Raw genomic sequence first — 21,425 nt, 5'->3', positions numbered from 1 at the left:
TTCCGGGGGGACCCGAGGTAGATAAGTTGTACGTGCACACCCGCGTTGTCAGTAGACGCCGCCACGGCCGCCGCGGTTCACCCTTGCCGGGGGATGTGCCGGGCGGGGACGGGCGGCAGAGTGCAGATATGACGAAGACTCGCGAGCGGCGCAAGGGCTGGCTGCGCCGGGCGGCGCCTGGATTCGATGCCGTCGCGACGTACCAGAAGGACTGGTTCGGCAAGGACATCATCGCCGGGGTCGTCCTGACGACGTTGCTCGTTCCGCAAGGCATGGCCTATGCCGAGCTGGCCGGGCTGCCCCCGATCACCGGGCTGTACACCAGCATCCTCTGCTTGCTCGCCTACGCGGTCTTCGGCCCGTCCCGCGTCCTGGTCCTGGGGCCCGACTCTGCACTCGGGCCCATGATCGCCGCGACGGTCCTGCCCCTTGTCGCGTCCGACGGCGACCCGCAGAAGGCGATCGCGCTCGCGTCGATGCTTGCCCTCATGGTCGGCGCCATCATGGTCCTCGCATCCGTGGCCAAGCTCGGCTTCATCGCCGACCTCATCTCCAAGCCGACGATGATCGGCTACATGAACGGTCTCGCGATCACCATCCTGGTGGGCCAGCTGCCGAAGCTCTTCGGGTTCAAGGTCGAAAGCGAAAACTTCATTGGCGACCTGGTCGGATTCGTCGAGGGCGTCGCCAACGGCGAGACCGTGGTCGCCGCGGCGGCGGTTGGCATCGGCGGGATCGTGCTGATCCTGGTGTTGCAGCGGTGGCTGCCCAAGGTCCCTGCGGTACTCGTCATGGTGGTCGCCGCGMTCGCGGCGACCACTGTCTTCGACCTGGCCGCCAAGGGCGTCTCGCTGGTCGGGGAACTCCCGCAGGGCTTCCCGCCGTTCACCATCCCCCAGGTGGACTTCGCGGACCTCGGACTGATGTTCGCCGGCGCCCTGGGTATCGCGCTGGTGTCGTTGACGGACACGATCTCGACGTCGACGGCGTTCGCCGCACGCACTGGGCAGGAAATCCGCGGCAACCAGGAGATGATCGGGATCGGTGCCGCGAACCTGGCCGCGGGCCTCTTCCAAGGCTTCCCGGTCAGCACCAGCGGATCCCGGACCGCCGTCGCAGAACGTTCCGGCTCGAAGTCGCAGCTCACGGGCGTGACGGGCGCCGTGCTGATCCTCCTCATGCTGGTGTTCTTGCCCGGGCTGTTCCGGAACCTGCCACAGCCGGCCCTGGCCGCCGTGGTGATGACGGCGTCGATCTCCCTTGCCGACATTCCTGGGACGGTTCGTCTCTGGCGCCAGCGGCGCACCGAGTTCTACCTGTGCATGGCCGCCTTCCTCGGCGTCGCGTTCCTGGGCGTCCTGCCCGGCATTGGCATTGCGGTGGGGCTGTCCATCCTGAACATCTTCCGCCGGGCGTGGTGGCCGTACGAGACCGTGATCGGGCGGGTGCCCGGCTATGAGGGATTTCATGACATCAACGTCCACCCGGACGCGAAGCACCTGCCCGGCCTGGTGATCTACCGGTGGGACGCCCCGCTGTTCTTCGCCAACGTCCGGCCCTTCCGCGACAACATCCGGCACCTGGCCCATACCGAACCCAAACCGCGGTGGATCGTCATCGCGGCCGAACCGATCACGGACGTGGACACCACCGCCGCGGACGTATTGCTCGATCTGGACGTCGAACTGAACGCGCAGGGTATCTCCCTGGTGTTCGCCGAGCTCAAGCACAGGACCCGGGAGAAGATCGAACGCTACGGATTGACCCGCGAAATCGAGCCGGAGCATTTCTATCCCACCACCGAAGCAGCGGTTGCCGCCTACATGGCCCAGACCGGCGCCAAATGGAGCGCCGAGGAGTAACCCCGGTGTTGTGCTACTCGCGGGTAGGGCCGAGTTGGTCCCTCGCGCCCCCCGCTCAGCCCTGTCATAGTGGGTCACGACACACAGAGTTAACCGGATCCGCTCGCAAAAACCATCGTTTCCTTGGCAAAATGCAGGTGGATCAATTGCTTCTAAAGGAGACCCATGGGCGCGAACACCGCGGAAAACACCAACCTTCGGCTAAAGGCCGTGCTGGATGTCCTGGCAGAGGAGGTATGGACCGGCGAGAAGCCGAACGCCGGAGCCGTACTGGGCGAGGCAATCGCACGGGTGCCCCTCAACGACCACGAACGCGAGCTCCTCAGCGGCGGCATTCCCCGCGGCCACAAGACGCTGACCACGGCCACGGGAAAGCTGGTCAAGGCCGGCTGGCTGGTCAAGGGCCGCTCCGGCTGGTCCATCACCGACGACGGCCAGCGCGCCACAGTTGCCTTCGCCGAGCCTGCCGCCTTCGCTACAGCGCTCGACGCCGGCACCCCGGTTCCGGCCGGCACCCCGCTGCCGACTGCTCCCGTGGCAAAGCAGGCGAAGCCGGAGAGGGCAGCAAAGACAGCAGCAGCACCGGCCGCCGCGGCCGCGGAAGCCCCGTCGAAAACATCCAAGGTTGCCGGCAAGGCCGCCAAGATCATCGAGGAGGCCGTGGCCCCCGTGGCCAAGGCGGTGCGCAAGCGCAAGCCCGCAGCGAAGGCCGGGCAGCCTGCAGCAGCTCCGGCAGAAGCCCCGGCGGCTGCGGCCACTGCTGTCAGCGTCGACACCATCGAGCAGCCGGACGCCGTCGCGGTTGCCGGCGACTTCAGCATTCTGCTGGGCGCGCCCGCCAACTGGGCACCGCAGTATGACGAGGTCCAGATGGAACTGGACCAGGTGGATCAGCTCTGGAAGATGGCCGCGGACATTCCTGCCGGCTTCTACTCCTTCAAGATCGCGCTGAACCGCTCCTGGGACGAAAACTACGGTGCGTTTGGCGTCTTCGACGGACCCAACCACGAAGTCCACCACGGCGGCGGCCTCCTGGTTATCCAGTACGATCACCGCACCCGGGACATCGTCCTGCCGTAGCACCGACGCGCAACCGTCCTGCCGACGCGCAAATGACCCTGCGACACCCAAATTCGGGTGTCGCAGGGTCATTTGCGTATCGCGGGCGGCCTTGCGCATCCTGAACCTGCCACGCCTGAGCCTGCCACGCCTCGGCGGTCCGACCTAGCATTGCCTCATGGAGACCGTCGAGGTTGCGGGCCTGCGCATCCGGTACCAGCGTGCGGGCCAGGGTCCGCCGCTGGTCCTGCTGCACGGCGCCTACGAAGACAGCCGCATCTGGCGGCGGCAGCTCGAGGACCTGTCGGCTGACTTCACGGTCTTCGCCTGGGATGCACCGGGGTGCGGCGGCTCCGACGATCCGCCGCCGGACTTCACCGGAAAGGACCTGGGCGACGCCCTGGCAGGATTTCTGCGGGAAGCGGTGCCCGGCAGGCCGCACCTCCTCGGGCTGTCCATGGGCTCCGGCATTGCGCTGGAGCTCTACCGGGCGCACCCGTCAGTGCCCGCATCGCTGCTGCTGGTCTCGGCGTATGCCGGTTGGGCGGGATCCCTGCCGCCCGAGGAAGTCGAGCGACGCTACGCCCAGGTCCTCGCCGAACTCGAGCAGCCGGCAGAGCAATTCATCCCCGCGTGGCTGCCCACCCTGTTCACGGAACACGCCGATCCAACGGCGGTGCAAGAAACCAGCGCCATCATGGCCGACTTCCATCCGGGTGGCATGCGGGCACTGCTGAACGCGAACGCCCACGCCGACTACCGCGACGTCCTGCCCACCATCGCGGTGCCCACCCTGCTGCTGTACGGCACGGACGACGTCCGCTCGCCGCCGAGCGTGGCGCGCGAGATGAACCGGCGGATCCCGGGCTCGACGCTGGTGATGATTCCCGACGTCGGGCACATGGCGGCCGTCGAAGCGCCCGCTGCCTTCAACGCCGAAGTTAGCCGGTTCCTGCGCGGACTCTCCGCGCGGTGACGCCCGCTAAAACCGGGTCGGGTCCGGCCGTGGCGGCACCGGGCCGGGATCCGGAATCGGGAGGGGACCGGGCGGCGTCGGGAACGGCCCCGGTTCCGGGGACGGCGTGGGCGCGGGGCCGGGAACCGGCTCGGGCCCCGGAACCGGCGGCGGCGTGACCGGACCGGGTTCCGGCGGGAACGGGTCTCCGGGCTCGGGCGGCGGCGTCGTGGGGCCCGGTTCCGGCGGAAACGGATCGGGTCCGGGGGTTGGTGGAACAGTCATTGGGTGGCTTCCTTTCTTGGGCTGGCGTTCAGGATCCTCGATCAGGCGCCGCGGCGCCGGCGCAACACCCGCAGTTCCCAGGGCCGCAGGCGCACCGCGCCCGCGGAAAGGCCGTCCCGCACCGCACCCGCGGCAGAGCCGCCGTCGGAGGCGTCGGACGGATAGTTGCCCAAGACCAGCTCCACCAGCTCCGCGTCAGCCCAGGCCTCGTCCCCGAGGTCCGCGTCGCGCTCCTCGCCGGAGAAGTTGCCCAGCACCAGCAACTCCGGAATCCCGGCGCCGTCTGGCTGACTGTCTGAGGGACTGCCGGGGGAAACGGCCGAACCGGGCCCGGCCAGCGCCCGGGTGAACGCGTAGACGTGCGGGTCATCCGGCAGCAGCATGGTGAAATTCCCGTGCGAGACCACCGGCTCCGCATGCCGCAGCGCTATCACCTGGCGGTAGAAGCTGTAGACCGAATCCGGATCATCCACCTGGGCGGCGGCGTTGATGTGGTTGGCATTCGGGTTCACCGCGATCCAGGGTGCCCCGGTGGTGAAGCCGGCATGCCGGGAGGCGTCCCACTGGACCGGGGTGCGCGCGTTGTCCCGGTTCAGGGGCGCGAGGGCGGCGAGGACCTCTGCGTCGGTGTGGCCCAGGTGCGTGGTGGCTTCGCGGTGGTGGTTGAGGACCTCGATGTCGCGGTAGTCGCTGATCGCGCCGAACGTCATGTTGGTCATGCCCAGTTCTTCACCCTGGTAGACGTAGGGCGTGCCCCGGTGCAGGTGCAGGATGCCGGCCAGCATTTTGGCCGACAGCTCGCGGTATCGGGGGCTGTCGTCGCCGAAGCGGGATACGCCGCGGGCCTGGTCGTGGTTGCCCCAGTACAGGCTGTTCCAGCCGGTCTCGGCCAGGCCGTCCTGCCAGCGGCCCAGGGTCTGCTTCAGCTCGGTGAGCAGGAGCTTCTTGGGCCGCCACTTGTCGCCCTCCTCCTGGTCCAGTGCCACGTGCTCGAACTGGAACACCATGTCCACCTCGGCCCGGGCGGGGTCGGTGTACAGGATGGCGTCCGCCACGGTCACGCCGGGCATTTCCCCGACGGTGAGCAGCTCGCCGGTGCGGTTCGCGAAGACTTCCCGGTGCATCTCCTGCAGGAACTCGTGCATGCGGGGGCCGTCGATGTAGAACGGGGAGCCGTCGCCAAAGAGCTTGCCGTCGGCCACCGGCCCGTCCGGGAGCGAGGTGTCCTTGGAGATGAAGTTGATGACGTCCATCCGGAACCCGTCCACGCCCCGGTCCAGCCACCAGTTCATCATCTCGTAGACCGCCGCCCGGACCTCGGGATTCTCCCAGTTCAGGTCCGGCTGCTTCTTCGAAAAGATGTGGAGGTAGTACTCCCCGGTGGCCTGGTCGAACTCCCACGCGGGCCCGGAGAACGCCGATCCCCAGTTGGTCGGCTCCGCCGCCGTGCGCCGTGGGGAGGCTCCGGCGTCGACGTCCCGCGGCGGCCGCCACCAGTACCAGTCGCGCTTCGGGTTCTCCTTCGAGGACCGGGATTCCACGAACCAGGGGTGCTCGTCCGAGGTGTGGTTGACCACCAGGTCCATCACCAGCTTCATGCCGCGCGCGTGCAGCCCGTCGGTCAGTTCCCGGAGCTCCTCGAGGGTGCCGAAGAGCGGGTCCACGTTCCGGTAGTCGCTAATGTCATAGCCGTTGTCGTCCTGCGGGGAGGTGTAGATCGGGGAGAGCCAGACGACGTCGACCCCCAGCCGCTGGAGGTAGTCCAGCCTGCCGATGATGCCGCGGAGGTCGCCGATGCCATCGCCGTTGGAATCGGCAAAGCTGCGCGGATAGATCTGATAGACGACGGCGCGCTGGAACCAGTCGCCGGCAGTCGCCTTGGGTGGTTCCGTGGGGGCTTCTTCGACCGTCATGGGGACTCCTCAGCTGGTCCGGCAGACAATGGGGCAGCGCGTTGCTGACCCGCCAACGTCTGATTATTGACCAGTTGGCGGGGGCTGGGAAGACCTGTCCGGTCGCAACCGCCCGGCCCCGGCTAGTTCTGCGAGGCGATGGCGTTGTCGCGGTCCTCGAAGACGTCCTCGCCCGGTCCGGAGAAGGCCTTGGAGCGCTGGATCGCCTCGATGGACCCGGTGAACAGCTGGGAGTCGTGGGGATCCGGGTGCCGGGGGTGCTCGGCCGTAGCTGCAGCCTTGCCGGGGCGCGTGGACCCCGGGACGGCGTCGGACGCTGTGCCTGAGGCGGATCCGGCCAGCGCCGACGGCAGCGATTCGAGGCGGACGTGGGGGAGCGCCGTCGGGTGGTCCTGCTGCAGGAACAGCACCAGTTCCTCGCGGATCAGGCAGCGGAGGTCGAACAGGGAGGCGCTGTCGGCCGCGCTGACCAGGATGCGCACGCGGACAAAGCCGGCGGTGGCGTCCGTGATCTGCAGGATCCCCACGCGCTGGTCCCACAACGGCGTCTCGGCCAGGACCTTCTTCAGCTCACCGCGCATCGCCTCGACGGGAGCGCGCCAGTCGAGGTCGAACTCCACGGTGCCCATGACCTCGGACTGCCGCCGGGTCCAGTTCTCGAACGGGGTGGTGGTGAAGTATGTCGAGGGCAGGATCAGCCGGCGGTCATCCCAGATGTGGACCACCACGTAGGTCAGGGTGATCTCCTCGATCCGGCCCCATTCCTTCTGGACCACCACCACGTCGTCCACCCGGATCGCGTCCGTGAACGCGAGCTGGATGCCGGCGAAGACGTTGACCAGCGAGGTCTGCGCGGCGAGGCCGGCGACAATCGAGATCACGCCCGCGGACGCAAGAAGCCCGGCGCCGAGCGCCTGGATCGCGGGGAAAGTCAGCATCATGCTGCCCAGGGCCACCACCACGATCAGTGCGACGCCGATCCGCCGGGCCAGGATCACCTGCGTCCGCAGCCGCCGGGCGCGGCGGTTGTCCGCCACATCCACCCGGTACCGGGTGAGCACCATTGCCTCGATGATGAGCAGCATGGCGACGGCCAGCCAGGCCAGCGAGCCGATGAGCGCAATCAGCAGTAAATGGTCCAGGCCGTGGCGCCATTCGAGATCCCCGCCGCTGGTGGCCAGCGCGATCCGGACGGCGATCAGGCACAGCGTCAAGCGCAACGGCAACCGGGCCACGCGGGAGGTCTCGCGCAGTTCGGGCTTGCTGCGGTTGAGCCGGAGCACAATCTTGCGCACCAGCCAGGACAGGACTAGGCCGGCAACCACGGCGAGGGCCATGGCCAGGAACGGCATTGCTTGGGTGAGGAACTCTTGCATTACTTAAGCTCTAGCAAGCTTCCACGGGCAATTGAAATCGCCCGGATGTCAACGTGGGTCTCCTCACGCCGCTGCAGGAGCCGGCGGGCCCGGCAGGTTCGGGCACGTTGCGGCCGCCCATTCCGGGACTTTTGCCTCTTGATTTTGCTGACGAACGCTCCACAATGGTCGAACCACTTGAATCCCAGGGGGAGGGTGACATGCGTCGACTCGCGGCGTTTGGCACGGCAGCATCGACCGGCTTCTTGGTTGCGGGACTGCTCGGCGCCTGCGGTGCGTCGGCGCCCGGCACGCCGGTGCCGACGGCGGCGGACTGGCAGATCTTCAAGACCCCGGACGGGAAGCTCGAGTTCGATTACCCCGCCGAGTGGACCGTCAAGGACCGCGGTGCCGAGGCCGCGGCCGGCGGCGTGTTCCTCGAGGTCCTCAACGCCGGCGGCAAATCGCTCGCCACCTTGAAGACCAACGTGGCCCCTGGCGCGGAATGCACGCAACGGATCCCCTACTCGGTGCTCGATTTCGTGCCCGTTCCGGCGTTGGACCAGCAGGGCGTCACGCCGCACTTCATCTTTGAGTTGCGGCTGTATCCGGCCGAGAAGGACCCCGCGAAGGCCAACGTCATGGCCTACGGCATCAGCTCCGCGCCCAAGCCGTCCGGGCCCGATGCCTGCCCGATCTTCCAGTTCTTCACCTGGCCGCCGAGCGGAGCGTCGTTCGGGGGCGTCTATAACCCCCTCGACACCACCCCGGGCAACGAGCCCTTTGTCGACACCCCGGAGGCCTACCTGGAGACCTCCGAATACCAGGACATCCGGAAGATGATCACCTCCCTGCGCCCGGCGGGGCAGTAGGGCCGGCCCGGGCTCATGGCAGGGCGACGGCTCACACTGGCTACGGTTCTGGCTCCGTTTGTGTCAGCGCTGGTGCTCGCGGCCCTGCTGCTGGCCGGCTGCGGGTCACCGGCGGCGCCCCCTGCGACATCCGGCGCTGCGCCGGAGACAACGTCCGCAGGCCCGCCTGCCGGCGACCCTCGGTCGGGAAATGATCAGTCGGGAAACACCCAGTCGGGAGACTCTTCGCAGGGGACAGAGGGAACCACGCCGTCGGGGGCAGCCACGGACACGGCATCGGGAACGGCTCCGGGGAGCACCGCGGCGGCAACCCCGACGACGTCGGCGGTCCCGCCGTCGTCCGGCTGGAGGACGTTCACGACGTCGGACGGGACGCTGAGTTTCGACTACCCGGCCGCGTGGGCGATCAGGGACCCTGCGGGGGAGGCGCCGCTGGGCGGTGAGTTCGTGGACGTCGTGAACGCCGCCGGGAAGCAGATGGCCGCGCTGCGCACGAACATCGTGACGGGCGCCGAATGCGGCGATCAGCAGCCCTACCTGCTCATCGACTCCCAGCCGATGCAGGCGCTCGCCGAACCCGGTGCGGCGGACCAGAGCCCGCCGCGCTACGTCTTCGAGGCCCGGGGTGACTTCAGTGCGGCGGAGGCTTCGCCGCCCACTTACGCGTCGTACGGCATCACCATGATGCCGGAGGAGACCGGGACCACGTCGTGTCCGATGTTCCAGCTCTTCCTCTGGCCGCCCAGTGGCGCGTTGTTCGGCCAGGCGTACGACCCCGCGAAAAACGCGACGCCGGGGGACCCCGGGCTGCCGTACCTGGAGAAGGCGAAGCTCTACGCCACCACAGCTGAGTACCAGGACGTCCGGAAGATGATCACGTCGCTGCGTCCGGCGGACAAGGGCACGGCCACGGGCGCCGTCACGGAAACGGCGAAGTAGCTGGGTTAGACGTCGCTGGGTTAGACAGCGGGCAGGTGCCGGTGGCGATGACGGTGTTCGCGGACCGCAGGTGTCGGCGGGGCGTTCCTGCTGCCGCGCTGCCCGGTCCACGGGTTGCTGCTGACCTCCCGGATCAGCCCGGTGCCGGCGCACTCGCGCACGGCCATGATGCCGTTTGCCGCCTGGCGTTTGTCGTCGAATGCTGTGGAAATGGCCAGCACGGTTCCGTCGGCGGCGAGAAGCCGGAACCGTACATTGGATTCCGCGTCGGTGAAGATTTCGAACTGTCCAGCCATTGTCTTGTCCTTGTCTGGCGGTGGTGACCGCCGGTGGAGGGTAAGAGCACTTCTTTGTGCTGTTGCCGGGTCTTCGACAAATCGCTCCAGTGCCGGTAGCCAGCCTTCCGCGGAGGGCGGCGCGTGAAAAGAGGCAAAGGTCCCTTGGTGTCTGGCCGGTGAGACTAGGCAGGCATGACTGAATTTTGCAGGACGAAACCGGGCGCCCGGAGGGGAGCTACATTGGGAGCATGGCTGGCAAACATCCTGTGCAGTTTCCGGCGGATTCCGGCGAGCCCGTGCGACTGAACGCGCGGGTTTCCGGTGTGGTCCAGGCGGTCGGCTTCCGCTACTGGACGGTCCGGAAGGCCGAGGAACTGGGGCTCAGCGGCACGGTCCGGAACAACACCGACGGCTCCGTGGGCATTGTGGCCGAGGGACCGCAGTCCGTGGTGCTGGAGCTGCGGCGCTGGCTGCGCTCGCCGGAGGCGCCTGGCCGGGTGGAGGACGTCGAAGAGTCGGTCTCGGCCGCGACGGGGGAGTTCGGCGGATTCGACGTGGCGTACTAGGGCTGAAGCTGTCCGGCGGCCCGTCCGGAAGCCGTCCGGTGGCCCGTCCGGAAGCTGTCCGGTGGCGGTTCCGGAAGCCGTCCGGGGCGAAGGACCCTCGGCAGCGCGGCCTGAGGCGAGTAGCCTGTGGCCCATGCAGAAAATATCGATCGATGCCCTGGCCAGGCAGCAGATCGCGGTTGCCCTGGCGGCAGGGAGCGGACGGGCAGCGGACACGGTGTTCGGCGGGCATGAGAAAGTTCTGCGCCAGACCGTCATGGCGTTCAGGGCCGGGACGCAGCTGAGCGAGCACCAGAACCCCGGCGAGGCGACCGTGTTTGTGCTCCGCGGCTGTGTGCGCCTGCGGGCCGGCAACGAATCCTGGCAGGGCAAGACCGGCGATCTGCTGATCGTGCCCGAGGGGCTGCACAGCCTCGAAGCCGAGGAAGACTCGGCGATCCTCATGACCGTGGCGAAAATCAAGACCTGACGGCACAGCCGCAGGCGGGGAGACCGGTCGAAGCGACTATAGGGGCCGGATTACCGCAAGGAGCAGGACATGACTGTCATCCCTTTCGACGAGGTCCCACAAACCCGGCGGTGGTGGGCACGGGCCGCTTATCTCGCGGTCCTCTGCGCGGTGGCCGTCTCCCTGATCGCTGCGGGTTTGGTAGGCACCATTGCACTGCTCCTGACGAGCGCCGGCGGCGTCGTGGTGACTGTGGCGACGTTCTACTGGTTCCTCATCAGCCGCGGTGTGGTGCGCTGGTGTGCGCTGGCGCTGGGCGTTCTCGCCCCGCTGGTGGTCGTTGTCCTGCTAATCCAAGCCGGCCTGCTGTTGGAGGTCCTGATCAGCCTGGCGCTGGTGGTTGTTGCCCTGGCCTGTGCCCGCGCCGCACTCCGGGAGCCCCGGGAGGGCTCGGCGATGGCCGAGTATCCCGCCCCCACATGGAAGCACGCCTTTCTGGTGATGAATCCGCGGTCCGGCGGTGGCAAGGTGGTGAAGTTCGATCTGCAGCGTAAGGCGGAGGAACTCGGCGCCGAGGTGGCACTTCTTGAGGGTCCGGGACCCGTGGACGTCGATGCGTTGGCCCGGCAGGCGGTGGAGCGCGGCGCCGATCTGCTCGGCGTCGCCGGTGGTGACGGCACTCAAGCGCTGGTGGCCGGCATTGCGGCCGAGCACAACCTTCCGTTCCTGGTGATCAGCGCCGGTACCCGCAACCACTTCGCCCTGGATCTCGGGCTGAACCGGGAGGACCCGACGGGTTGCCTGGATGCCCTCCGGGACGGGGTGGAGCTTCACGTCGACCTCGGCAAGATTAACGGCCGCACCTTCGTCAACAACGCATCCTTCGGCGTGTACGCCGAGGTGGTGCAGAGCCCGGAGTACCGCGACGACAAGGCCGGTACAGTGCTGCAGATGCTTCCGGACCTGATCAGGGGCGACAAAGGCGCGCGGCTTCGCGCCCAGGCGGACGGTGTGACGGTGGACGGCCCGCAGGCGGTCCTGGTCAGCAACGGTCCTTATGGCAGCAACGACCTCGCCGGTCTGGGCCGCCGCACCCGGCTGGACCGCGGCGTCCTCGGTGCGGTGGCGATATCTGCGGCCAGCACCCGCGAAGCGGTGGGTCTGCTGCGTCGCGCGACGAAGCGTGGCCTGACCCAGGGCACCGCAGCCCAGGTGGTTGTCAGTGCCGACGTGCCCGAGATCCCGGTCGGAGTTGACGGCGAGGCTCTGCTGATGAGCACCCCGGTACGGTGCACCGTCGAACCGGGCGCTCTGCGGGTGCTCGTCCCGCGGAACCGGCCGGGCGTCCTCCAGGCCCAGCCATCCCTGGACTGGGTGCGGCTCCGCGAGTTGGCGTGGGGGCGGCACCCGGCCGCGCTGGCCGCGCCTGCATCCGCCGTTCCTCCGCCCGCCGGCGGGGGGTCGTAGCCTTGGCAGATCTGGCCTGAAGCGTGGACGACGGCGACTAGTTGTGCCGGGCCCACAACTGCAGCCACACGAGCAGGCGCGTTTCGGCGTCGTCGAAGTCTATGCCGAAGAGCGGCTCCACCCGGGATAAGCGGTACCGGACCGTGTTGACGTGCACATCCAAGGACTTGGCGGCGTCGATCGCGTTTCCGCCGCAGCTGAGGTAGGCGTAGATGGTCTCCTCAAAGGATTTCTTGTGCTGTTCGTCGTACGCCGCGATGCTGAGGGCGTGCGCCCCGGGGAGTTGGCCGGCGGCCGTCAGCGCCGAGACGAACTGGCGCAGCAGCAGACGCGAGCCGAGGGAGTCGTCGTCGGCCACGATGTCATCGGAATCGGCGGCGATGCGCCCTTCCGCGACGTTGCGCACAAGTTCGGACAGGACCAGTTCCGCGTTGACCCTGGAGTCCTCGAGCCGGTCGATCGTCGCCGCGGCGCCGAGCGCGGCCAGGACCGGGCGTGCGAGCAGCCGGCGCGCATTCTGCACAATTTTCAAAATCGCGGTCCGCTGGAATTGGCGTGAAGATTCGGTGGTTTGCGGCAGGACGATGTACACGATGTTGTCCGAGAGCCCGCAGACAGCTGAGGGCAGCCGGATGGCGCAGGCGGTCCGGATGGTGTCGAAGAGCCGGAGGCGGGACTGCAGCGTTTCGGCCGCGATGGCCTCGGACGGCCAGATGCCCAGGGCCGCAACCCGGATCGACGGCGCCGAGATCCCGAGCCTGATGGCGGCCAGTTCGGCGCGTTTGGGATCGAACAGCAGCGGCTGGACCAGATCGATCTGGCGGGTCAGGTTCGAGACGTAGGTGGTGCGTTTGTGCAGGATGTGGAGCGCGGCCACGTTGGCGGCTTCGCGCAGGATCCGGCTGGCGTCCTCGTTGTGGTGGTCCGCCAGTTCAAGGAGCCAGAGCGAGCCCAGAACGGAGTCGCCGGCCCGGATCGCGATGGCCGTGCGCCGGAGCGAGGGATCCTGCGTGGCCACATCCAGCGCATCGGTGGCGGCATGGACCCGGCGGTAATCGTTGTCCGTTTCCACCGTATGCGGCACCTGCAGGCTCAGGATGGAACTCCTGCGCGTCTCGTCAATGGGCTGGTCCGGGAGGGTCGAATACGCCAGGATCGTCTGCTCGGGATCGGCGATCGCGATGGCGCCGCCGGCCTGGGCAGCCACGGTGTTGGCGAGGTCGAACAGGTCCCCGGGCCGGATGTCCACCAGGGTCCGCCCCGATTGCCGGTGCGGGACCACGGCGGCGTCCATGATCTCCGCGAGCTGGTTCCAGGGCACCGAGTCGGAGGCCCGGAAAAGCGCCATCCCGTTGTCCCGGGCGGCTGCGCGCAGGACTTCGTCCGAGGTGCCGTTGGATTTGTACACGATCGCCACGTAGCCGGCGTCGCTGAGCTCCCGCACTTTTGCGCCCAGGCGTTTCCCGGAAAGGGACAGACCAATGGCCAGGGCCACGGCTCCCGGGAACCTGGCCGCCCGGGCCGTCGAGTCGTAGAGAACAGAGCCGGCGACAATCTGCCGGTCATCGGACGGCATTTCCACGAGGCTGAGGATTTCCGAGCCCGCCGAGCGGGCGACGTCGGCCAGCGTGGGCAGCGCGTGCGTCTCCACCTCCGCTGTCGTCACCGGGACACCGACGATGCGGTTTGGCATTCGCTACTAATGATTGGCCCCTCAATTTGTCGATAACTCCATGGTGATGCAGAGCGTCATTTCCTACGCTGAACCATAACGCAGGACAGTTCAACGGAAGGCCGTCATTGAAAATCAGCGAAGCCAGGCAACTCGTCCAGGTGAAGGCCCCCGTCCTGTCCCGCCAACGGCGCGTGCTGGCGGGCGCCTACAACGTCGAGGAATTCCGGAAAGCGGCACGCAAGGTCCTTCCGGCCGGGATTTTCGACTATCTCGACGGTGGTTCCGAAGACGAGGTGACGCTCCGCCGCAACCGGGCCGTCTTCGATGCCTGGGCCCTCATGCCCAGCTGGGGCCCGGTGTCCGGACCCGATACGACCACGACCCTGCTCGGAAAAGAAAGCGCGCTGCCGCTGACCTTGACCCCCACCGGGGCGACCCGGCTGTTCCATCCCGAGGGCGAACTGGCCGTCGCGGCCGCCGCGGACCGGGCCCGCATCCCCTATGGGCTGGCAGGGCTGAGTACCGTGCCCATGGAAACCATCGCAGAGCACCATCCCTCCCTTGACCGCTGGTTCAACTTCGGGCTCACTTCCGACGCCCAGGCGATGAAGAACAAACTGGCCCGCTGCAAGGCGGCCGGATTCAACACCTTGATTGTCGGCGTCGACACGCGGGCACTGGGCTCCAGGGAACGGGACCTCCACAACGGATTCACCGCCCCGCCCGCGCTCACGCTGTCAACCATCGCGGACATCGCCCGGCGCCCTTCCTGGTGGATCAACTTCCTTCGCGCGGACGGCATCAGCTTCCCGAACCTGGATCCGCAGAGCCCCGCCTCCTCCTCCGTGGTGACCCCGACCATGTGGCAGCACATCCTGGGCCACTCGGATGCCAGCAGCGGCTGGAAGGAACTTGAGGCCCTGCGGCAGGCCTGGCACGGCAAAATCGTGCTCAAGGGCTGCGTCAACCCGGCCGACGTCGCGAAGGCCTCACGTATTGGCCTGGACGCCGTCCAGCTGAGCAATCATGGCGGCCGCCAACTCGATCACATGCTGAGCCCCATGGACGTCCTGCAGGAATCGCGGCAGCGGGTGGGCGATTCGATCGAGATCTACGTGGACTCCGGCATCCGCCGGGGGAGCGACATCCTCAAGGCGCTGGCATTGGGAGCCGATGCCTGTTCGATCGGCCGAGCGTACCTGTACGGACTGGTGGCGGCCGGGTCGCAGGGCGTGGGACGCATCATTGACATCTTCGGGGACGAACTGCGGCGTACGATGACGTTAGTGGGCGTCTCCAGCATTTCCGAGTTGAAAGCCCGGGGCGGGGAAATTCTTCGGGACATTCGTCATTCCGGAGAGCTTCTTGAGACGAGAGCGTCGGAAAGCACGAATTCATGAGTTCTGAATAAGCAGTCACGCAGTGCCCTCCCGCAGCGTTGCGGGAGCCTAGAGAATCCCTGAACAGCTAAGGAAACCATGCGCACCCGATACCTACTTCCCGTTCTGACCATAGCCACGGCGCTCTCGCTCTCGGGCTGTGTCAACAACAGCGAACCCGCCGCTACCGGCTCGGCATCAGGTACCGCTGACGCCATCGACGTACAAAAGAATGACTCCATTGCCGCCTCGCTCCCGGAAAAAATGAAGAGCGCCGGCGTGCTCAACGTCGGCATGGCCAACAACTACCCGCCCAATGAGTTCAAGGACGATAACGGCGAACCGGCAGGCTGGTCAGTGGACCTCACCAATGCCCTGGGCAAGGTTATGGGGTTGAAGGTCAACTTCGATATCGGCACCTTCGATAACATTCTGCCGGCCGTGAAGGCAGGGAAAGATGACATGGGAATGTCGTCGTTCTCCGACACGCTGGAACGCGAAAAGCAGGTGGATTTCGTGAATTACTACTCGGCCGGCATCCAGTGGGCTTCCCCCAAGGGCAAGAATGTGGACCCGAACAACGCGTGCGGGCTTAAGGTCGCCGTCCAGGCCACCACGTATGAGGACACGCATGAGGTGCCGGCCAAGTCGAAGGCGTGCACGGATGCAGGCAAGCCGGCCATCACCATTTTCAAGTACGACGCGCAGGACCAGGCAACCAACGCCCTCGTGGTGGGGCAGGTCGATGCGATGAGCGCCGACTCTCCCGTGACTCTGTATGCGATCTCCAAGACCAAGGACAAGCTGCAGACCGCCGGCGACGCCTTTGAGGTGGCGCCGTATGGGATGCCCGTGGCCAAGGGGAGCGAATTTACCCCGGTCCTGCAGAAGGCGTTGCAGGCTCTGATCGACGACGGCACGTACAACAAGATCCTGTCCAAGTGGGGCGTCGAATCCGGTGGCGTCAAGACAGCAGCTCTCAACGTGGCAGCCAAAGGGTGATAGCAAATGAGCGAGCCGGAATCCGACCGGATGATTGAGTCGGAACCTGACAGGAAGCCTCGGACCCGGGGCGGACAGGACACGGACAACTCGCCGGCAGAGGCGATAGTCGCGATCCCGCTGCGGCATCCGTGGCGGATCGTGATTGCCGTGGTTCTGCTGCTTGGGCTGGCAGTCTTTGTCCTGGACGCTGCCCAGCGCTCGGACTATGGCTGGCCGGATGTGGGCAAGTACATTTTTGACCGCCGGATCAGCCAGGCCGCGTGGGTAACGTTGTGGCTGACCATCTACTCGATGATTGGCGCGATCGTCATCGGCCTGCTGCTGGCCATCATGCGGCTCTCACCAAATCCGGTGCTCAAGAGCGTTGCCTGGCTGTACATCTGGATCTTCCGCGGAACCCCTGTCTATGTGCAGTTGGTGTTCTGGGGCATCGTGGCCCTGATCTACCCGGTGTTCACGCTGGGGATTCCGTTCACGACGCCGTGGGTCACCGTCCCGAACGAGGTCTTCACAAACCTGTTCATCACCGCCGTGATCGGGCTGGCCTTGAACGAGGCCGCCTACATGTCTGAAATCGTGCGTGCCGGCCTGTTGTCCGTGGACGAGGGCCAGGCGGAGGCTTCCACGGCCCTGGCCATGTCCTGGGGCCAGACCATGCGGTATGTCGTGGTTCCGCAGGCCATGAAAATCATCATTCCGCCGACGGGCAACGAAGTGATTTCAATGCTCAAGACCACCTCCCTGGTGGCCGCGATCCCATTGAGCATCGACCTCTACGGGGTGTCCCGGGGCATTTCAGCCGTGACGTTCACTCCCGTCCCGCTGCTGATTGTGGCCTCGCTCTGGTACCTGCTCTTCACCTCCGTCCTGATGGTCGGGCAGCACTTCATAGAAAAGCGGTTCTCGCGCGGAACCGGACGGATCAAGTCAGGCAAAGCACCCGCCGCGCCCGAACCGGCGCCGACGGCCGGACCTGGCGCGCCGGGTACACCGCTCGGCACAGATTTTGGAGGTAAGGGATGACGGGCGTGCCAATGGTTCTTGCGGAGAAGGTTTCCAAGAATTTCGGATCCAACAGGGTCCTGCGCGGTATCAGCCTGGAGGTCGATCCCGGGGAAGTCCTCTGCATCGTGGGGCCCAGCGGCTCGGGCAAGTCGACGTTCCTGCGGTGTATCAACCACTTGGAGGTGGTTGACGGCGGAAGGCTTTCGGTCGATGGGCAGCTGGTGGGCTACCGTCAAAAAGGCGAGAAGCTCTACGAACTCAAGCTCAAGGAAGCCGCTTTCCAGCGCCAGGAAATCGGAATGGTCTTCCAGCGGTTCAACCTGTTCCCGCACCTGACCGCGGTGGAGAACATCATTCTTGCGCCCATGCGGGTGAAGAAGATTTCCAAGGCCGCTGCCACGGCAAGGGCCATGGAACTGCTGGAGCGCGTGGGGCTGGGGGACAAGGGCGACGCCTACCCGGCGCACCTTTCGGGCGGCCAGCAGCAGCGCGTGGCCATTGCCCGTGCCTTGGCCATGGACCCCAAGCTGATGCTCTTCGACGAACCGACCAGTGCCCTGGACCCGGAGCTGGTGGGCGAGGTCCTCGATGTCATGAAGGGACTGGCCAAGAGCGGCATGACCATGATTGTGGTGACCCACGAGATGGGGTTCGCCCGCGAGGTGGCCGACACCCTGGTCTTCATGGACGACGGCGTGGTGGTGGAGGCCGGGGCTCCCCGCCAGATCCTGAACGATCCGCAGCACGACCGGACCAAGGCGTTCCTTTCCAAGGTGCTGTGACATCGCGGGCTGACCGCGCGGCGGTGCGCCGTGGCCTCTCCGGCGGCGATGGCTTCACCGCCGCGCCGGTGCAACACTGAATCCGTGGAGGGACTCGAGGACAGCAAGATCTGTGCGGACTACAACGCCGCCCAGGCAACCCGAGGGGTGCGCACGCTGTGCCTCGACGCCATGGCCGTCGCCGGTCCGGGGAACGGCCGCCGTGCCATCGATCTGGGCTGCGGCGCGGGCAAGGAAACACTGGCGCTACTCGACGGCGGCTGGCGGGTCCTCGCCGTCGATTCACAGCCGGACACCCGGGACCAGCTGCTCGTAGCTGTGCCCGCCGCGCTCGCCGAACAATTGGACGTCGAGCTAAGCCCTTTCGAGGACCTTCCACCGCTCCCGGAGGCGGGGCTCATCCTGGCCAGCTATTCGCTGCCCTTCGTTCATCCGGAAAACTTCGTCCGTGTTTGGCGGATGCTGCTGGGGGCGCTGGGCCCTTCCGGCGTCATTGCCGTGAATCTGTTCGGCGAGCGCGACTCCTGGGCCGCCATTACCGAATGGAACTTCCACACCGAAGCCGAGGCCAGGACCTTGTTCAAGGGGCTGGATATCCTCACGTTCGAGGTCTACGACGCCGACGGCCAATCCTTCCGCGGTCCCAAGCACTGGCACATTTTCGACGTCATCGCCCGGAAACCCTGACGCCGGAGCCCGGCCAGATCCTGGCCCGAGTCGTCACACAGGGCATACTTTCCAGTCCGGGGCGCGTACTCATCGGCGGTTTCCATAGATTTCAGGATGGCGTGGGGGCCAAAGTGTGCCCGGCGTGACGCACCAACCGGTCCGCCACGGCGGCATGAGTCGTCTGGTTCGATTTCGGCCGGCGTCGTAGGACAGACTGTTGCCGTGAGCAACTCTCCCCGTGCAGGCCTGGCCGTCGCCGGACTCAGCCTCGGCACGTCGCTGAACCCGTTGAATTCCTCGATGATCGCCGTCGCCCTGGTGGTGCTGCGCGAGGACTTCGGGCTCGACGTCGCCACGGTCACCTGGGTGATCACGGCGTTCTACCTCACCTCCGCGGCCGGCCAGCCGCTGATGGGCCGGCTCGCGGACCGCTTCGGCCCGCGGCGGCTGTTCCTGCTGGGCATGGCCCTGGTGGCAGTGACCTGTGCGCTCGCGCCCTTTGCGCCGAACTTCGCGCTGCTCTGCGTGGCCCGCGCCTTCATGGCCCTCGGCACCGCGACGGCGTACCCGAGCGCCGTCGTCATGGTCGCCGCGCTTGCGCGGGAGGCGAACGTGAAGTCCACCCGGCCGCTGGGCCGGATCCAGATGGCGAACACCTCGGCGGCCGCCGTCGGGCCCGTGGTCGGCGGCCTGCTGGTGAGCCTGGTCGGATGGCAGGCGCTGTTCCTGATCAACGTCCCGCTCTCGCTCCTGGCGATCGTCGTGGTCCGGCGCTTTGCCCCCGCCGACGGTGTCCGGGAACGCGGTCGGGTGTCGGAGCTTCTGCGCGACTCGGACCTGCCCGGGATTGGGGCCTTCATCGGCGCCCTGGTGCTGGTGATGATGGCGATGCTGAATGTGCTGCCCGCCTACCGCTGGTGGCTGCTTGGCGGCGGGCTGGTCCTCGCGGCGCTGTTCGCGTGGCGGGAGCTGCGGTTCAGCCCGCCCTTCCTGGATCTGCGGCTGCTGGGCCGCAACCGGCCGCTGCTGCTGGTCTACTTGGGCTTCGCACTGTTCAACGGCGTCTACTACTTCGCGTTCTTCGGGCTGCCGCAGCTGCTGCAGACCGCGGGTGGCTACAATCCCGGCGTCGTGGGCCTGCTGATGCTGCCGCTCGCCGCGATCTCCGTGGTCGGGACGCCGTTCGCGGTCCGCGCGATCGACCGGTTCGGCGTGCGGCGGGTGCTGATCGCCGGCGTCGTGCTGCTCCTCGTCGCGTCGGCGGCCATGTGGCTGCTGACGGTGTCCCTGGCCGTCCCGCTGGTGCTCGCGCTGACCGCGCTGCTGGGTGTGCCGTACTGCGTGGTCGCCATTGCCTCGAGCCAGGGCATGTACGTCTCCACCCGGCCGGAGGAGCGCGGGGTGGCCGCCGGGATCTTCCAGACCTGCCGCTACCTGGGCGCGATCAGGGCCACCGTGCTGATCGGCATCTTCTACGGCAGCGGGGTCACCCAGGCGAACTGGGGGCTGATGGTGTTCGTGATGCTGGGGCTGGGCGCGGTGGTGTTTGCGGTGTCGCTGCGGTGGCGGGAGCGGCGGGGCTGAGGTCCGGCGCTGCGGGCGCCAACGACGTCTCCCCGCCGGATAGGCCCTGACAGTCCAACTGAAACTGCCGCAGGGCGTCGGACCGGGACGGGTGTTTGAGCTTCTCCATCGCGGTGACCTCAATCTGGCGGACGCGTTCCCGGGTCATGCCGAACGCTTTCGCGACGGCGTCCAGGGATTTCCCTGCCCCGCCCGTGATACCGAAGCGCATCGCGATGACCCGGGCTTCCCGGGCCTCGAGCGTGCCGAGCACGGCATATACCTGAGCCTTCATCTGTTGATGGAAGAGCGCATCGGTTGCGTCCAGGTCGGAGGAATCCAACAGCTGTTCGGCCAGGGCTTCGGTCCCGCCCTTGCCGTCGGGCACCCACGAGTCCAAGGAACAAACCGGCCGGTCCACGGAAAGCAGACACTCAACCTTCCCGATCGGAATTCCGGTCAGTTGGCTGAGATCTTCTCTATTGCAGACGGTCCCTGTCATGGCGGCCGTCCGTTGCGCTGACCGCATCTTCTGCAGTTGGTCGACAACGTTCCCCGGCAGCCGGATGAGGCGTGCCTGTTCAGCCAGCGCCCTGAGGATGCCGCCGCGGATGAACAAGGTGGCGTGGGTGGAGAATCTGAAACCCATGGTGAAGTCGAACCTGCAGACTGCTTTGAGCAGTCCCAGGTTTCCTTCCTGGATGAGGTCCTGAAAGTCGAGGCCCCGGTGGGTGCAGTGCTTGGCGATCGACACTACGAGCCGGAGGTTGGCGTGGAGCAGCGCGTCGGCGGCACGCTTGCCCAACGCGACGATGGTCCGAAGGTCAGCTGTGTCCTGGCCGGGCCGCGATGTGCCATCCGCCAAGAGCCGTTCCGCGAAAAGGCCCGCCTCGATTTCTTGCGCCAGTTCCACTTCCTGCTCGGCGGTGAGCAAATCGTATTGGCCCAGCCGGCGCAGGTAGTCAGAGGCGGCGTCGTCGGTGACACCGCCGCCGGCTGCCAGTTGTTCCGGCGCGCCAGGGTCATTTGGATCGGACGCTTCGGGGACCCAAGCACCTGCCGCGGGCAGGGAAGGTGCCCTGCCGATTGCCTCGTGGATTGGGTCAGCCATGTCATCCCGTGCCGGACGGTTCATGCTCGTGAAGGCAGACTACGTGGCCGGTGTGACAATATTCGGGGGGATGGGCTAGACCTGCAAAAGCGGTAGCCAACGCATCTTGACAGCCTTGAAACCCCGGAATATCTTCTGCCTTAACGGGTTGATTTGCCCGTTTCACACTGCTTTTTCACACTGCTTCCCAAAGCCGGCGCTGCCCGAAACGGGCAGTCTGGCGGGCGTCTGCGCGTC

The 21,425-nt window shown here is 66.8% G+C and carries 20 protein-coding genes; 14 read left to right on the top strand and 6 right to left on the bottom strand.

From position 1 onward, the window contains the following. Window positions 1-128: 128 nt before the first annotated feature. The 3 genes from AC1DXI_RS17755 (at window position 129) to AC1DXI_RS17745 (ending at window position 3,897) form a co-directional block, all read left to right on the top strand. A complete protein-coding gene (locus AC1DXI_RS17755) occupies window positions 129-1,862 on the top strand; it encodes a SulP family inorganic anion transporter (protein WP_476939704.1) in 1,734 nt (577 codons plus the stop codon). Window positions 1,863-2,027: 165 nt separating this feature from the next. After that, entirely contained in the window at window positions 2,028-2,942 is a 915-nt protein-coding gene (locus tag AC1DXI_RS17750; RefSeq protein WP_476939703.1) for a pullulanase X25 domain-containing protein, read from the top strand. Window positions 2,943-3,099: 157 nt separating this feature from the next. Continuing rightward, entirely contained in the window at window positions 3,100-3,897 is a 798-nt protein-coding gene (locus AC1DXI_RS17745) for an alpha/beta fold hydrolase (protein ID WP_476939702.1), read from the top strand. Between the two features lie 305 nt (window positions 3,898-4,202). Here the strand turns inward: AC1DXI_RS17745 and AC1DXI_RS17740 are convergent, their stop codons facing one another. Together AC1DXI_RS17740 and AC1DXI_RS17735 are read right to left on the bottom strand one after the other, a co-directional pair. After that, window positions 4,203-6,074, bottom strand: a complete 1,872-nt coding sequence (locus AC1DXI_RS17740; protein WP_476939701.1) for an alpha-glucosidase — start codon at window positions 6,072-6,074, stop codon at window positions 4,203-4,205. Between the two features lie 122 nt (window positions 6,075-6,196). Then, window positions 6,197-7,450, bottom strand: a complete 1,254-nt coding sequence (locus AC1DXI_RS17735; protein WP_476939700.1) for a mechanosensitive ion channel family protein — start codon at window positions 7,448-7,450, stop codon at window positions 6,197-6,199. Window positions 7,451-7,614: 164 nt separating this feature from the next. Between AC1DXI_RS17735 and AC1DXI_RS17730 the strand changes: the two genes are divergently transcribed. After that, window positions 7,615-8,301 carry a hypothetical protein gene (locus tag AC1DXI_RS17730; RefSeq protein WP_476939699.1) on the top strand — a complete coding sequence of 229 codons (687 nt, stop codon included), beginning with the start codon at window positions 7,615-7,617 and terminating at the stop codon, window positions 8,299-8,301. A gap of 194 nt (window positions 8,302-8,495) precedes the next feature. Here the strand turns inward: AC1DXI_RS17730 and AC1DXI_RS17725 are convergent, their stop codons facing one another. Next, window positions 8,496-8,660, bottom strand: coding sequence for a hypothetical protein (locus tag AC1DXI_RS17725; RefSeq protein ID WP_476939698.1), 165 nt, complete (start codon window positions 8,658-8,660; stop codon window positions 8,496-8,498). A gap of 88 nt (window positions 8,661-8,748) precedes the next feature. Between AC1DXI_RS17725 and AC1DXI_RS17720 the strand changes: the two genes are divergently transcribed. Continuing rightward, a complete protein-coding gene (locus AC1DXI_RS17720; protein WP_476939697.1) occupies window positions 8,749-9,240 on the top strand; it encodes a hypothetical protein in 492 nt (163 codons plus the stop codon). A gap of 20 nt (window positions 9,241-9,260) precedes the next feature. On the opposite strand, the gene AC1DXI_RS17715 is transcribed toward AC1DXI_RS17720, so the two are convergent. Further along, window positions 9,261-9,536 carry a YegP family protein gene (locus AC1DXI_RS17715; RefSeq protein ID WP_476939696.1) on the bottom strand — a complete coding sequence of 92 codons (276 nt, stop codon included), beginning with the start codon at window positions 9,534-9,536 and terminating at the stop codon, window positions 9,261-9,263. 230 nt (window positions 9,537-9,766) lie between these two features. Between AC1DXI_RS17715 and AC1DXI_RS17710 the strand changes: the two genes are divergently transcribed. The 3 genes from AC1DXI_RS17710 (at window position 9,767) to AC1DXI_RS17700 (ending at window position 11,999) form a co-directional block, all read left to right on the top strand. Beyond that, window positions 9,767-10,084, top strand: a complete 318-nt coding sequence (locus AC1DXI_RS17710) for an acylphosphatase (RefSeq protein WP_043436330.1) — start codon at window positions 9,767-9,769, stop codon at window positions 10,082-10,084. Window positions 10,085-10,217: 133 nt separating this feature from the next. After that, on the top strand, window positions 10,218-10,553 hold the full coding sequence (locus tag AC1DXI_RS17705) for a cupin domain-containing protein (protein WP_476939695.1): 336 nt from the start codon (window positions 10,218-10,220) through the stop codon (window positions 10,551-10,553). A 69-nt stretch (window positions 10,554-10,622) separates the two neighbouring features. After that, window positions 10,623-11,999, top strand: a complete 1,377-nt coding sequence (locus AC1DXI_RS17700) for a diacylglycerol/lipid kinase family protein (RefSeq protein ID WP_476939694.1) — start codon at window positions 10,623-10,625, stop codon at window positions 11,997-11,999. A gap of 37 nt (window positions 12,000-12,036) precedes the next feature. On the opposite strand, the gene AC1DXI_RS17695 is transcribed toward AC1DXI_RS17700, so the two are convergent. Further along, window positions 12,037-13,692: a PucR family transcriptional regulator gene (locus AC1DXI_RS17695; RefSeq protein ID WP_476939693.1), complete on the bottom strand. Its 1,656-nt coding sequence runs from the start codon at window positions 13,690-13,692 to the stop codon at window positions 12,037-12,039. Window positions 13,693-13,799: 107 nt separating this feature from the next. On the opposite strand from AC1DXI_RS17695, the gene AC1DXI_RS17690 reads away from it, so the two are divergent. From AC1DXI_RS17690 to AC1DXI_RS17665, 6 genes are all read left to right on the top strand, one after another. Then, window positions 13,800-15,074, top strand: a complete 1,275-nt coding sequence (locus tag AC1DXI_RS17690; protein ID WP_476939692.1) for an alpha-hydroxy acid oxidase — start codon at window positions 13,800-13,802, stop codon at window positions 15,072-15,074. Between the two features lie 78 nt (window positions 15,075-15,152). After that, entirely contained in the window at window positions 15,153-16,055 is a 903-nt protein-coding gene (locus AC1DXI_RS17685) for an ABC transporter substrate-binding protein (protein ID WP_476939691.1), read from the top strand. 6 nt (window positions 16,056-16,061) lie between these two features. Beyond that, window positions 16,062-17,081, top strand: a complete 1,020-nt coding sequence (locus tag AC1DXI_RS17680) for an amino acid ABC transporter permease (protein ID WP_476939690.1) — start codon at window positions 16,062-16,064, stop codon at window positions 17,079-17,081. After that, window positions 17,078-17,845: an amino acid ABC transporter ATP-binding protein gene (locus tag AC1DXI_RS17675; RefSeq protein ID WP_018773900.1), complete on the top strand. Its 768-nt coding sequence runs from the start codon at window positions 17,078-17,080 to the stop codon at window positions 17,843-17,845. The genes AC1DXI_RS17680 and AC1DXI_RS17675 overlap by 4 nt, the downstream gene beginning before the upstream one ends. 84 nt (window positions 17,846-17,929) lie before the next feature. Further along, window positions 17,930-18,532, top strand: a complete 603-nt coding sequence (locus tag AC1DXI_RS17670) for a class I SAM-dependent methyltransferase (protein WP_476939689.1) — start codon at window positions 17,930-17,932, stop codon at window positions 18,530-18,532. A gap of 204 nt (window positions 18,533-18,736) precedes the next feature. Then, on the top strand, window positions 18,737-20,098 hold the full coding sequence (locus tag AC1DXI_RS17665; RefSeq protein WP_476939688.1) for an MFS transporter: 1,362 nt from the start codon (window positions 18,737-18,739) through the stop codon (window positions 20,096-20,098). On the opposite strand, the gene AC1DXI_RS17660 is transcribed toward AC1DXI_RS17665, so the two are convergent. Continuing rightward, complete coding sequence (locus tag AC1DXI_RS17660; protein WP_476939687.1) at window positions 20,001-21,188, bottom strand: sigma-70 family RNA polymerase sigma factor; 1,188 nt, start codon at window positions 21,186-21,188, stop codon at window positions 20,001-20,003. The genes AC1DXI_RS17665 and AC1DXI_RS17660 overlap by 98 nt on opposite strands. Between the last annotated feature and the right edge of the window lie 237 nt (window positions 21,189-21,425).

The organism is Arthrobacter sp. P1_H7 (genome assembly GCF_056405215.1).
Note: the sequence above shows the minus strand (reverse complement) of the source record. Positions and strands in the feature narration are given on the sequence as shown.